Origin of the sequence: Mycolicibacterium sp. TUM20985, from assembly GCF_030295745.1 — a bacterium.
In the GTDB taxonomy this organism is placed as follows: domain Bacteria; phylum Actinomycetota; class Actinomycetes; order Mycobacteriales; family Mycobacteriaceae; genus Mycobacterium.
The window spans coordinates 5,180,963-5,194,699 of sequence record NZ_AP027291.1 but is presented as its reverse complement, the minus strand read 5'-3'; the positions used below and the strand labels follow the sequence as shown (position 1 = coordinate 5,194,699).

Sequence of the window (13,737 nt, the reverse complement as noted above, 5' to 3'; positions counted from 1 at the left end):
GGCGTATGACTGCGACGCCCGAAGTTGACGCTAGCGCGAAGATCCTCAACCCGGCCACGGGTCGCGTGGCGGGCACGGTTCGCTGGACCGATCCGGTCGACGTGCCGCGCATCGCCGCCGGGTTGCGGCAAGCGCAGCGGGAGTGGGACGCCCGGGGCGCCGCCGGCCGCGCGCGAGTGCTGGCCAGGTACGCCGTCTGGCTCGGCGAGCACCGTGACGAGATCGAACGGTTGCTGATCGCCGAGACCGGTAAGTCGGCGACCGACGCCGCGCAGGAAGTGCCGCTGCTGATCATGATCGCGTCGTACTACATCAAGACGATGGAGAAGGCGCTCGCCCCCGAGACTCGTCCGGCGTCGCTGCCGTTCCTGTCGATCAAGAAGATCTCCGTGCACTACCGGCCACGTCCCGTCGTGGGGATCGTGGCGCCCTGGAACTATCCGGTGGCCAATCTGCTGATGGACGGTCTCGCTGCCCTGGCGGCCGGCTGCGCGGTGTTGCTCAAGCCGTCGGAGCGCACGCCGTTGACCGCCGAACTGCTGCTCCGCGGCTGGCTCGACTCGGGTGCGCCCGAGGTGATGGCCATCGTCCAGGGCGCCCGCGAGGCCGTCGAGGCCGTCGTGGACAACTCCGACTACATCCAGTTCACGGGGTCCAGTGCCACCGGTGCCAAGGTGATGGAGCGGGCTGCCCGGCGGCTGGTGCCGGTCAGCCTGGAGTTGGGCGGCAAGGACCCGATGATCGTGCTCGAGGACGCCGACGTCGACCTCGCCGCGCATGCCGCCGTGTGGGGCGGGATGTTCAACGCGGGTCAGACGTGTGTGTCCGTCGAGCGGGTCTACGTCCTCGATCAGGTGTACGACGCCTTCGTCGCCGCCGTCATCCGCGACGTGGAGGACCTCAAGATGGGCGCGGGGGAGGGGTTCGACTTCGGTGCCCTGATCGACGACAGCCAGGTCGACGTCACCGCCCGCCACGTCGCCGATGCCGTCGCCAAGGGCGCGCGGGCACTGACCGGTGGTGAGCGCCCGACGGGCCCCGGCAGCTTCTACCCGCCGACGGTGCTCGTCGACGTCGACCACTCGATGGACTGCATGACGGAGGAGACCTTCGGTCCGACACTGCCCATCATGAAGGTGAGCACCGTCGCGGAGGCGGTCCGGCTGGCCAACGACAGTCCTTACGGACTCAGCGCGTCGGTGTTCTCCCGCGATGTCGAGAGGGCCAATGACGTTGCGCTGGAACTGGATTGCGGCGCAGTCAACATCAACGACGTCATCTCGAACCTGATGTGTACCACGGCGCCCATGGGGGGCTGGAAGAGCTCGGGCATCGGGGCCCGCTTCGGCGGTGCGGAGGGTCTGCGCAAGTTCTGCCGCCAAGAGGCGATCGTCGCCCCCCGGACCAGCGTCGGCGCAGGCGGGAACTACTACAACAACTCGCTCAAGGCGATGAAGCGGATGAACACCATGATGACGAAGTTCGCGCTGATCCGCCCGAAGCGGGCAGCCAAGTAGCCCGACCGTCGCGTCACCCTCCGTTCACCGAAAAGTCATCGTGGCGTCTGCCGACTTCGTTATCTTCTGCCGGTGACCACCCTGCAGGGCACCGAGTACTACTCGGTCCGCGACGATGATGACGACGACCCGGTACTGGTGCACCATCCCAGCGGACGCGACGTCGACACCTGGCGGGAGAACTACCCGTACGACGAGCGGATGCCGCGCGCCGAGTACGAGGAGCAGAAGCGGCTGCTCCAGATCGAGTTGCTCAAGCTGCAGAAGTGGAGCCAGACCAACGGGTTGCGCCACGTGATCGTGTTCGAGGGGCGTGACGCGGCGGGCAAGGGTGGCACCATCAAGCGCTTCATGGAGCACCTCAATCCGCGCGGTGCACGGGTCGTCGCGCTGGAGAAGCCGACCGAGCGCGAACGCACGCAGTGGTACTTCCAGCGCTACGTGTCGCATCTTCCCGCCGCGGGCGAGCTGGTCCTGTTCGACAGGTCCTGGTACAACCGGGCGGGCGTCGAGCGGGTGATGAACTTCTGCACGCCGGACCAACACGCCGAATTCGTCTCGCAGGCACCACTTTTCGAGCAGATGCTGGTCAACGACGGCATCAGCCTGACGAAGCTGTGGTTCTCGGTCACCCAGTCCGAGCAGCGCACCCGCTTCACCATCCGCCAGGTCGACCCGGTGCGTCAGTGGAAGTTGTCGCCGACAGATCTTGCGTCGTTGAACAAGTGGGACGCCTACACTGCGGCCAAGGAGGACATGTTCGAGCTCACCGACACCGACGTCGCGCCGTGGACCGTGGTCAAGAGCAACGACAAGAAGCGCGCCCGGATCAACGCGATGCGCCTCGTACTCGGTAAGTTCGACTACGACAACAAGGACCGCGAGGTGGTCGCCACGGCCGATCCCCTCATCGTGGGACGCGCCCTGACCGATTGACGGGTGTGTCCCGAAGCCGCCTCGGCGGCGACCTGACACCCCTGACGGGAGGACGCACCATGCGGTTGCTGCTCGCCGTCCTCTGTTGGTTGTTGACCACCATCGCGCTCGCAGTAGCCGTTCCGGCGATGTGGGCGCAGCACAACGTGGTCGACCGCAACGGTTACTCGGAGCTGGCGACGTCGGCTGCGCATGACCCCGCCCTGCAGCAGGCGATGGCAGCGGCCCTGACGTCGCAGTTGATGAATCTGGCCGGTAACTCGGGTTTCGACGTCAACGAGACCCTGCTGACGGGCGCGGCCCAGGCCTACACCCGTGGGACCGCGTTCCCCGGCCAGTTCGCGCTGGCGAATCAGGTGGCGCACCGCTGGCTCTTCACCGACACCGTCGGCCAGTCCGATGCGTCCGGCCGCTGGCAGGTCGATCTGTCACCGATGTTGGCGGACAGCTCCTTTCAGCAGACGCTCGCCGACTTCGGCATCAGGGCGCCGGAGACCCTCGAGATTCCGCTGACCGAGAACGTCTCGCAATCGGTTCGGCCCGGCCAACTGCGCGACGTCGCCACCTGGGGGCCGTGGGTGAGCGTCGTTGCCGCCGTACTCGCCGGGGTGTTCGCCCTCCTGATGTTGGCCGCCGCCAAGCAGCGCGGCAAAGCTCTTGTCGCCCTTGGCGTCTCGGGTCTCATCGTCGGGGCCGCAGGCTGGGCGGGGATCGAGGTGGGACGACGGTACGTGAACGACGCGCTGAACGCCACGACGGCCGACGTCCGCAACGTCGCCGCCGCCATGGTCGACCATGCCGTCGGCAGCTTGCATCTGTGGCTGAACCTGACGTTGGCGGCCGGCGTTGGGCTGGTCGTGCTCGGCGGGCTGGCATCGACGCTCGGTGGTCTGCGGCGCCGCACTTAGCGATTACGCGTCGGGCCTGACGATCCTGCCGAGTTCCTCGCGGTCGGTCACGTCGAGTTTGATGCATGCGCGGTAGATGTGTCCCTCGACGGTGCGCACCGAAACCACCAGGCTGTCGGCGATCTCGCGATTGGTCAGCCCTGCGGCGACCATCGCCGCGATCTCACGTTCCCGCGACGTCACCGGCAGAGGTGCCGCCGCGCGCCTGACGGCGGGTGTCAGTACGCCACCGCACAGCGCCGCGAGGCGCAGGGCCCGCGCCGCCGACTCCGAGTTGCGGCGGCGATTGCCCGCCCGGTCGTGCACGCTCGCGGCCTGAGCCGCGGAATCAGCGGCGGACAGGAGGAAACCGGCCCGTTCGAATGCCACGCTCACCGCGTCCAGCGCCGCGCCGTCCGCCGTGGAGACAGCGGCGGCATGGCGGGCGTACAGGTCGGCCAGCGGCCCGGTGATGCGCGGTTCGAGAGCACGCAGCCGACCCGCGACCGTGCGGTCGCCGAGGCGGGCCAAGTGGTGCAGCGCCTCACCCTCGACGGCATACTGACCCGACTTGTGAGCGAGATCCGCAGCTGCCCTTCCGAATTCGAGCGCCGAACGCTCGGAACTCTTCGCCGCGGCCAACCACGACTTGGCGATCAGCACCTGCGGTTCGTGGATGGCGACGGACGGCCCGGTGTGTTCGGCCGCCTCGGTGAGCACGCGCTCGGCCTGATCGACGTCGCCGAGCGCCGAGTAACTCCTGACCAGCAGCAGTCGGGCGGGCAGTCGCCACGGCAGTGACGCCTCGGCCGCGAGCGCCGCGAGTGCCTGCTCGATCGCTGCGATGGCGTCGGGGAACCGGCCACGGTACGTGGCGACGACGCCGGCGGTGATCTTGGCGATCGCCCAGCCCAAGCGCTGTCCCGACGAGGAGAAGGTGGCGTACGCGGCGGCGCGTTCGTCGGCGAGGTCGAGTTGGCCGACGGTGGTCAGTGCCAGCACGTCGCCGTAGCGGACCATCACCTTGATCATGCCGTCGGTCGGCTTCTGTTGGGCCCGACTCATGGCGGCGATTGGCTCGAAGTCGCCGCCGCGGCCCGCCACGGGCATCGCGAGCCCCGCGCTGAATGCGGCGAACTCGAAGGCCTGCTTGGGGGCCTCGGGATCGGAGAGCACCGCCTCGGCGGCGGCCAGACCCTCCTCGATCTTGTTCTCGTGCACCGCAAGTGCTGCCGACGTCGCCTGGACGACGAGCTTCAGGGCGTGATGGCGAACGCGCTCGGCCAGGATCTGCATCACCGAGTGGGCCTGGTCGACGGCGCCCATGGACCAGAACAGGATCGACGCCCTCGGGATGCCCCACTGGACGAGCTGCAGTTCGTCGAGGTCGTTGGGATCGAACTGGGCCAGAATGCCGTCTGCCTCGGCGGGGCGGCCCTGCCACAGCAGGGCCCGCGACAGGACTTCGGCTGCTCGCAGGCCGCCGCCGTGGTCCAGCGCGGCGCGCGCGAGAAGCTCACCGAGCGGGACGTTGGACAGCGAGATGGCGTCCTTCGCAGCCGTGATCAAGAGGTTCACGTCGGGAGGCTGATCGCTGCCGACGTAGAGCTGCGCCAACCGGATTCGGGCGGCCGTGGTGTCGGTCGAACGCTCCCGGAGCGCGGTGACGATGTTGCCCCGCAACCGCCGAGCCGACGCGGTTCCGGTGCGCTGGCGCACGACGTCGCCGTAGAGCGGATGACTGAACCGGGCATTGAGCTGGACGCCGTCCCGCGCCACGCGGATCAGACCCTGCACCTCGGCATCGTCCACGGCATCCTCGCCGGCGAGGGAGCACAGGACGTCGATGTCGCAGGGTTCGCAGAGGGCAAGCAGTTTCAACGTCCGCATCACGGCGTCGGAGGCGCGGTCGAGGCGGTGCGAGAGAAGTGACGCCAGGCCCGACGAGATGACGGCCCCACCCCTGAGCTGCCACACGCCGGACACCTCGGTCAGCGTGCCCGCGTCGACGGCGCCCTCGACCAGATGGCGCAGGAACAACGGATTCCCGCCCGATGACTCCCACATCACGTCGGCGCTGAGGCCTTCGAGGCGGCCGCCGAGAACGATCTCCACCAGCGCGATGCTCTGCTGCTTGGACAGGGGTGCGAGCTCGAAGCGCTTGAGGTAGCCGTCCTTCCACAACGACGTCACCGCGTCGGGCACGGGCTCGCCGCTGCGCACGGTGGCCACGAACTTGGCCGCGCCCTCCACCGCGAGCTGGTGGACCAGCGTGGCCGAGAGCTCGTCGAGCAGATAGGCATCATCCACGCCGATGGTGGGGTTGGCTTGCGCGAGAAGCGATTTGCGTGCCGATGCGATCAGGGCCAGCGGGTCGCGGGAACCCGATGGCGGGACCTGGTGGGCGAAGACGCCGAGCGGGATGCTGCGGGCGGACTCGGTGCAGGCGATCCAGTGCACCTCCGACGGCAGGGCGGCGACGACGCTTCTGGCCAGGGTCGTCTTGCCCACACCGGCCGGCCCGACGAGCACCACGCCACCACTGCCCGGGTCGGTGAGCGCCTGACTGATCGCGTCGAACTCGGCAGGGCGATCCAACATCTGCCATTGCCGCGCCATGTCTTCAGGGTAGGTGCCAAATCTACGATCCGCTGCCCATTCAGCAGGTAACGACCAACCTCGGTCGCTCGGCGAGTTTGCCTGTGCCGCCCGCTCTTTGCTGCGGAGCCGCTAAGCCGGTAGTTCGGAGGCGTCGGACGGCTCTTGGCGCGCCACGTGGTTGTGCCTGTGCCGGAAATCGCTGGACGCGTCGTACACGAGCTTCTTGAGACGATTGATGGAACCGAGTGGCCGGTGCGCGGCGAGCCCCCGCCACGAGTTGAACGACAGCACGTCGTCGCCGTAGGCGAGCCGCTCCGCGGTGCCCGGGTCCTGTCGGGGGAAGGTCAGCTTCGCGACACCGCGATGGGGAGACGCGTCTTCGGGCCAGTCGACGGACGCGTCCTCGACCGGCATCGTGGCGAGGTCGGTGCACAGCTGCACCTGGAACTCGTATTCGGCACTGTCGGTGCCGAACAGCTCGGTCACCATGTCGCGGTGGGCGTCGTCACCCGCGCTTGGCGGCACCACCTGCCCCTGAAGCGCCTTCACGGACGCCGACAGGGGAACCACGGCGAACCGGGCGATGTAGTCGCCGTAGCGCAACGCCGAGGACGAATAGTAGGTCTCGCCGAGCACGGGTGAATTGGGGCGGGCGAACAGGGCCAGCGCCATGGGCAGGTGCAGACCGACGCGCGGCAGGACGTGGTTGCCGAAGAAGGCGAAGACCCGGCTCGCGAACTGCAGGACCGAGTCCGGCGTGCGGGCCAGGACCTTGGCCAGCGGCATGCCGCGTCGCAGATATGCCGCCGCGTCGGCGAAGGGGAACTCGCGGTGGGTCACCAGGATGAAGTCCTGGTTGGTGGTGTCGTCATCGGGCAGGATCTTGGGACCCGGCACGCCCAGAACCTTGATGCCGAGTCCTCGAATGCCCTTCGTCTGGTCACTGCGCAGAGCGCCTGCGGTACTGGACAACCGTGCGACGACGGGGTAGCTGGCCGGCTCGGCGAACAAGCCCTGCCGAAGCTCTTCTGGCAGGTCGGGGTAGACGGTCAGGTGGCCCCGCAGCAGACCGTGGCCCTTGGCGTGGGCGTCGCGGAGCCCGTGCCGGTACTTCTTCAGGGCCCATACGTTGTTCTTGTGCAGTGATGCTGCGATCTCGAAGACCAGCCCGTCCTCGTCGATGGCGGGCTGTTCCACGTCATCGCGATAGGGCACGTAGGTGCGGGCGGTCATGGCGGCTCCATCCTGTAAGCCGGGGTCACCGGCGGCGGTCCATGGGGCGAACGGGTTCTCGACTCCGGCCAACGCGGGTGCCAACTCCGGGAAGTGTCGCAAGAGGACCGTGCGCATCGAGTTGCGTCTGATCCACTCCATACCCGCCGGCGTGTAGACCTCGGGACGGAAGTCCGTGGTGAAGAACCGGTCGCTCTCCAGACGGCGTGATGCCATGAGGATGAACACGCGAAAGGCCGTATCGCTGAAACCGAATCCCGGCGGCTTCGGCTCGGCGTACATGCCGACGATGAGATCCACCCGCTCGACGTCGCCGTAGACGTCCTCCAACTCGCGCGCCCACACCGGGTCATCGGTCAGGTCGGCGAAGGTCGCGGCGGGTCGAAGTCGGAACAGGCGGCGAAACTCGTTGTAGCGCGGCACTCCTCGCTCGCGGACCCGCAAGACGTCCACCGCCGCCAGGTCGATGGTGTGGCCGTCGCGTTCCAGTTCGGTCAACTGCAGGGGATAGTTGTGCAGGGTGATGGCGCCGGGGTTGGCCCGCCCGAACGAGTAGAGCAGATCGGCCATCGGCGTCTCCGAAAGACGTTGCCGGACATGCGTGAAGTCCAGGTCCCCGAGTTGGTGCTCGGCCAGCAGGGCATCGTCACGCCACGACCGGAACTCGTAATCATCGGGCAGCAGGGGATGCATGCGGTAGACGGCGACGAACTCCTCGGTCAGCGAGTAGCGCACGTCGTGGTGATCGGTCGGCGAGCCGGGGATGCCCGTGAACACCTCGTTGCGGGTGAACCTGCGGATGAATGGGTTCAGCCGTTCACCGAAGACGCCGAACCAGTTGGCGCGCATCGCGAACGTGGTGGTGGGGTGGGCGATGATCGCCGGCGTCCAGTCGATCGTGTGGATCTTGGCCATCAGGGCGGTGTTCACCAGGCGCGCCTTGTCGTACAGCTCCTGGTCGGACATATACGGGTAGTGCCCGACGAGGACGTCGCAGATGGCGTTGTGCTCGCGCATGAACAGCGAATGCAGCAGCGCCAGCCCCACCCAGAAGTTGGCGAGGACACCGGCCGGATCGAGTGTCGACTCGAGGGAGGCGGGTGGCAGTCCGACGTCGTCGATCCGGAGCTTGCCGTTCTCGAACGACCGCAACGCCTCGGCGAATTGCGGCTCAGCACCGTAGATCTGGGAACCGTCCCACCAGTGCGTGTCCCCGGTGACGAAGGTCGGCGGACCGTCCGGATCGGCATGGGGGTCAGGGGCGGTCCGCAGGACCGACATCACCCCATCGGTGCCGTCGTCGTTCTGCGTCGGGATCTGCCACGGCGCGTCCTCTGTGGTCGGGTGGCTCAGCCAGTCATGCACCTCGAACTGGATCCACGCCGCGGCGAGCAGGTTGAGGGTAGTGGCGGGCTGGAACACACGTCGCCGCAATAGCTTTCGGCTGATCACGTCGGGGCTCGGGCTCAACAGCGCCTCGTCGGCCTCCGGGTAGGCCCGGGCCAGGGGGACGTTGCGACCGAAGCGGCAGCCCTGGGCACCCATCAAGGGGTCGGCGAGGTCGTTGTAGGTGCCGTCGACGGTGCGGGCCCCGCGATAGCTTCCGTCACCAGCGGGTGGTGGCAGCATTGAGGCGTCGCGCCCCGTGTCGTAGAGGTTCTCGGCGCGCAGTCGATACCGCAGGCCGACGAGCACGGGGATGCCGAGAAGGGTCGGCAGCCGGGACCACCCGATGGCGGCGTCGAGGCGTTCGGCGGCTCCGCCGAGGATCCGGCCGGCCCGGCGTGGCGTGGCTTCAGACATGTCATGGTCCCCGATGCGGCTGCCGTTGATGGGTTCTCAGACCCGGGCCGCTTCGCAGATGGCCCAGGTGATCTCGCCGTGCTTGATGTCGCTGTGTGCACCGCTGACCGGGGATTCATCCTTGGCGATGACGGCGTTGGCATCGAGGGCGTAGAACCGGCCCGCTTCGAAGCCGTACGACGGAGTGCCCGGCGCAAGGGTGACGGTCTGAGCGTTGGGATGGCTCTGATACCCGTCGTGACCCATGGCTCCCCACCGGAACATCACGTCGTCGCGGCCCTTGGAGTCTTGGCGGGCGAGCAGGCTGGCCGCCGGGTACCACGTGCCGACGGCTCGATCGGCAGCGGTGAAGGTCGCCACGAAGGGCCCGTCGACCCTGTCGACGAAGTCCGCGAGTGCGCCCGTCCGCCCGCGGTCGAACGGCAGGCTCGGGGCAAAGGCGAAGTGCGAGAACGCTCCCTGGATCAGGGTGAGCGACTTGATCGGGCTGTCGGGTCCCCTGGCGCCAGGCGGTAGTCCCGACAGCGAGTAGGAGACCAGCCGGGCTCCGAAGCTGTGCCCGATCAGGTGGATGCGCGGGGCGCCGTCGGGTCCGGTGAGCGCGCCGAGGAGCGGCCCGAGGCCACGGCCCCCGATGACGCCTGCGCGGTTCTTCATCTCGTAGTAGCTCGCGGTCCGCAGCAGCTCCCGTCCGCCTGCCCACAGCCGGTCGAATACGTCGCCGGCACTCCGGGTGGCCGGACTCGACCCCGGCGCCATCCTCGCGGCATGACCGAGCACGGTCAACGCGTCGGCGGTGAGCAATGTCGACTCCCCGGCGTCCTCGGTCGACTGCGGCGCCGTCGTCACGAGTCCTGCTGTCAGGGAGTGGAATTCGACGAGCTTGTCTCGATCCTGAGGCTTCTCGTCGAGCAGTCGACCGATGACGTCGAGCTGGTCGAGCTGCTGCGGCATGGCGCGCGCGATCGCGGCGACGAGCTGCCGACCCGTCGAGGGTTCCGGCGGCGGGGTCGCGGGATCGTCGTCGGGAAACAGCAGGGACGGCCACAGGACACCGACGAAGAGGGTGCTCGGCGCCGTCGCTCCGAGCTGATCCCGTAACAGCGTGAACATCTCCGCATACAGAGCGCGGGCGGAGGCGACACCATTGTTCCAGCCGTGCGAGAAGACGAACACATCGGTGATGCCGCCGGCGGCCACGGCCGCCTGCAGCCCGGGGTACTCCTGGTGATCGCTGTGATTGGGCGTGCCATCTTCGTCGAAGACGACCTCGTAGTAGGGCAATTCATCCAGTGACGCCATGACGTCCCCTTGGGCTCATCGCAGACCTCCCGTGTCGCGGTCCATGGCACGAGCCTGCGCCGTGGGACTCCCTGGCACACGCGTAGTGGGGTACTCGATTCGGCCCGTCATCGCTGAACGCTACTGCCCGGCGGGGCCGCCGTCGACGACTTTCCGGCACTCAGGGTTCGATGACGTGCGAGGGGTCGGGCCGTCGTTCCGGCGGGGCCTGGCTGTAGTCGCCCCACGGCCCGTCCCGTCCCTCGATCGCGGCGCGCACGCCGTCGGTCGCGGCCGTGGCGATGAAGGCCGATGCGTCGGGGGTATTGCGCATCAGGCCGTCGAGGATCCCGCCAAGCGTCTGCGTCGACGCCAGCCCCATGTTCTCGTAGGCCTGGTTGACGATGAGCTTCTGAGCTTGCAACTGAGACAATGGGATTCGGGACAGCTTCGCGGCTATCTCGGCAACCCGGGCCTCGAGCCGCTCGAAGGGCACCGACTCGTTGATCAGCTCGACCGCCGCGGCCTCCACCCCGGTCAGTGGTTCGCCGGTCATGGCGTGCCATTTCACCTTGGCCAGGCTGAGTCGGTAGAGCCACATCCCGGTGAGATAGGAACCCCACATCCGGCTGTACGGAGTGCCGATGACGGCGTCGTCGCTGGCGATGACCAGGTCGGCACACAGCGCGTAGTCGCTGGCGCCACCCACACACCACCCGTGGACCTGAGCGATCACCGGCTTGGATGCCCGCCAGATCGCCATGAACTTCTGCGTCGGCGCCGTCGCTCGTGCCGACACGAAGGCGAAGTCCTTGCCGGGATCCCACTTGCCGTCGGTGTTCATTGCCTCACCCCAGTGGTGGAAGCCGCCGCCGAAGTCGTAGCCGCCCGAGAACGACCGCCCGGCACCACGCAACACGATGACCTTGACGGCCGGATCGCGCTCGGCGAGGCCGATCGCCGCCTCGATCTCGTCGGGCATCGGAGGGACGATGGTGTTCAGGTGCTCCGGGCGGTTGAGCGTGATGGTCGCGACGGTCTCACGCGTCCGGTAGAGGAGCGTCTCGAATTCGGCTTGGCTGGCGGACATGGGAGAAGTCGAGTCAGCGGCGCGCCGGATGTCAAGGGTGGCGCCTCCCGGGTACCGACGGGTCGGGTTCGCGGTTCGGCGGGTAGGCCGCCAGGATGCGACCGCCGACCTTTAGGTTCGGTGTGCGGAAGTAGGCCCACCCGCCCATCAGGATGCAGGCCATCGCGGTGAAGGCGAGCGAGCTCTGGAAATCGGGGAGGCCGGCGGCGAACAGCACGGGGATCGCGACGGCTGTGGCGGTCCAGTAGACGAGCCGCTTCACCGCTCGCTTGGGCTTCGTGGCGGTATCCCAGCCGGGCAGCAGCATTCCGACGAGCAGGATCGCCACGCCGCCGAAGAACAGGCCAAGGGACAGGGTGCTCACGGGCTCAGCACGCGGTGCAGGAACTCGTAGATCAAGGCCGAGCGAAACGCAGTCTGCGCGTTGTCCGCCGCGCCGGAATGCCCGCCCTCGACGTTCTCGTAATAGCGGACCTCGTGGCCTGCCGCCTCCAGGGCGGCGGTCATCTTCCTGGCGTGGCCGGGGTGGACCCGGTCGTCGCGGGTCGACGTCGTCATCAGCAGGGCCGGATACTCGCGGTCGGCCGAGATGTTCGCATACGGCGAGTATTCCGAGATGAAGGCCCAGTCCTCGGGATCGTCTGGGTTGCCGTACTCGGCCACCCAGGACGCGCCGGCCAGCAACAGGTGGTAGCGCTTCATGTCGAGTAGGGGCACGCTGCACACCAGGGCCCCGAACAGCTCCGGGTACTTGGTCAGCATGATGCCCATCAACAACCCGCCGTTGCTGCCCCCCTGCGCGCCGAGTCGATCGACGGTGGTGATGCCGCGTGCCACCAGATCGGCTGCGACGGCGGCGAAGTCCTCGTGCACGAGGTGGCGGCCCTCGCGCATCGCCTGCGTGTGCCACGTGGGGCCGTACTCGCCGCCACCGCGGATGTTGGCCAGCACGTAGGTGCCGCCCCGCGACAGCCACAGCCTGCCCAGCACCCCGCCGTAGCCGGGGGTGTTGGACGACTCGAAGCCGCCGTAGCCGCCCAGCAGCGTCTTACCCGGCCCCGTCGAACTGCGATGACCGACAACGAAATACGGGATCATCGTGCCATCGGCCGAGGCGACGAAATGCTGGTTCACCTCGATGTCGGAGGCATCGAAGAACGCCGGCGCACTCTTGACCTCGGTCACCTCGCCGCCCGCATGGCCCCACAGCAGCCGGGACGGGCTGTCGAAGCCGCTCGAATCCAGGAAGATCTCGTCGCCGTACTCGTCGGCGTCGACGACGACCGTGGTGGCATTGGCCGGCACCCCGGGGATCGGCTCCCGCCGCCACGAACCCGGGGTGACGAGCTCGACGCGGGTCGCGACGTCGTGCAGCGTGACGAGGACGAGCCGGTCGCGGGTCCACACGTAGTTGTCCAGGCTGGTGTGCTCGTCGGGTTCGAACACCACGTCCACATCGATTGTGCCGCAAAGGAAGTCGTCATACTTAGCGGCCAGTAGCGAGCCGGCGCGATGGGTCCGGGTGCCGACGGTCCAATCGGAGCGTGGCCGAATGAGCAGCCACTCGCGGTGAATGGAGATCGCCGCGTCGGTGGGCACGTCGATCGCAACCAGTTCGGCACCGCGGATTTCGAAGCGCTCCCGGTTGAAGAAGTCGACCGAACGCGTGGCCAGCAGCCGCTCGAATCCCGGCGTCGGGTCGTAACCGACGCCGATGCTGACGTCGGTCGCGCTGCCTTCGAAGATCGTCTGCGCGTCGGTGAGCGGCGTCTCGCGCCGCCACCGCTTCGTGACGCGGGGATAGCCAGAATCGGTGAGCGATCCCGGCCCGAAGTCCGTTCCGATCAGGACCGTATCGCGGTCCTCCCAGGAGATTGCGGTCTTGGCCTCGGGCACGGTGAAGCCATCGGCGACGAATCGACGTGTCACCATGTCGAATTCGCGGGCCACCGTCGCGTCGGATCCGCCGCGGGAGAGGCTGATGAGCGCCAACGAATGATCGGGTTCGAGGACTTCGGCCCCAGCCCAGACCCACTTCTCGTCATCCGCCTCGGCCTGCGCGTCGAGGTCGATGATGACGTCCCACTCGGGTGACTGGTCGCGGTAGCCATCGAGGGTGGTCCGCCGCCACAGGCCCCGCGGATGGTCCGCGTCGCGCCAGTAGTTGTAGAGGTACTCGCCGCGCCGCCGGACGTAGGGAATGCGGGCGTCGGTATCGAGGATCTCCAACGCCTCTCGACGCATCTGCTCGAAACGCTGATCGCCGAGCTCGGTGAGCGTCGGCTCGTTGTGCCGTCGCACCCACTCGAGCGCTTCGTCGCCGGTGACGTCCTCGAGCCATAGATACGGGTCCTCGTCCACCCGACCATTGTGACCGTCGGCGTAGTGT

At 67.9% G+C, this 13,737-nt stretch carries 9 protein-coding genes and 1 pseudogene; 3 read left to right on the top strand and 7 right to left on the bottom strand.

Annotation, left to right across the window (positions count from 1 at the left end; translation table 11 throughout):
• The first annotated feature begins 5 nt into the window (after nt 1-5).
• From QUE68_RS25425 to QUE68_RS25415, 3 genes are all read left to right on the top strand, one after another.
• Nucleotides 6-1,517, top strand: coding sequence for an aldehyde dehydrogenase family protein (locus QUE68_RS25425; protein ID WP_286274611.1), 1,512 nt, complete (start codon nt 6-8; stop codon nt 1,515-1,517).
• Nucleotides 1,518-1,589: 72 nt separating this feature from the next.
• Nucleotides 1,590-2,453 (top strand): polyphosphate kinase 2, encoded by an 864-nt coding sequence (ppk2, locus tag QUE68_RS25420; RefSeq protein ID WP_284229236.1) that lies wholly within the window; start codon nt 1,590-1,592, stop codon nt 2,451-2,453.
• Nucleotides 2,454-2,512: 59 nt separating this feature from the next.
• Nucleotides 2,513-3,361 carry a hypothetical protein gene (locus tag QUE68_RS25415; RefSeq protein ID WP_284234923.1) on the top strand — a complete coding sequence of 283 codons (849 nt, stop codon included), beginning with the start codon at nt 2,513-2,515 and terminating at the stop codon, nt 3,359-3,361.
• A 3-nt stretch (nt 3,362-3,364) separates the two neighbouring features.
• On the opposite strand, the gene QUE68_RS25410 is transcribed toward QUE68_RS25415, so the two are convergent.
• From QUE68_RS25410 to QUE68_RS25380, 7 genes and pseudogenes are all read right to left on the bottom strand, one after another.
• The gene (locus QUE68_RS25410; RefSeq protein ID WP_284234924.1) at nt 3,365-5,959 is read right to left on the bottom strand and encodes a helix-turn-helix transcriptional regulator; all 2,595 of its coding nucleotides are present in this window, start codon (nt 5,957-5,959) and stop codon (nt 3,365-3,367) included.
• Nucleotides 5,960-6,070: 111 nt separating this feature from the next.
• Entirely contained in the window at nt 6,071-7,174 is a 1,104-nt protein-coding gene (locus QUE68_RS25405; protein WP_284236121.1) for a catalase family protein, read from the bottom strand.
• Nucleotides 7,175-7,213: 39 nt separating this feature from the next.
• Nucleotides 7,214-8,977 (bottom strand): annotated as a pseudogene (locus QUE68_RS25400) (peroxidase family protein); the annotation flags it as partial.
• 36 nt (nt 8,978-9,013) lie between these two features.
• Nucleotides 9,014-10,279, bottom strand: a complete 1,266-nt coding sequence (locus tag QUE68_RS25395) for a serine/threonine protein kinase (protein ID WP_284234925.1) — start codon at nt 10,277-10,279, stop codon at nt 9,014-9,016.
• Between the two features lie 160 nt (nt 10,280-10,439).
• Complete coding sequence (locus tag QUE68_RS25390) at nt 10,440-11,348, bottom strand: crotonase/enoyl-CoA hydratase family protein (RefSeq protein ID WP_284234926.1); 909 nt, start codon at nt 11,346-11,348, stop codon at nt 10,440-10,442.
• Nucleotides 11,349-11,379: 31 nt separating this feature from the next.
• Complete coding sequence (locus tag QUE68_RS25385; RefSeq protein WP_284234927.1) at nt 11,380-11,712, bottom strand: hypothetical protein; 333 nt, start codon at nt 11,710-11,712, stop codon at nt 11,380-11,382.
• The gene (locus QUE68_RS25380; protein WP_286274610.1) at nt 11,709-13,709 is read right to left on the bottom strand and encodes a prolyl oligopeptidase family serine peptidase; all 2,001 of its coding nucleotides are present in this window, start codon (nt 13,707-13,709) and stop codon (nt 11,709-11,711) included. The genes QUE68_RS25385 and QUE68_RS25380 overlap by 4 nt, the downstream gene beginning before the upstream one ends.
• Nucleotides 13,710-13,737: the final 28 nt, after the last annotated feature.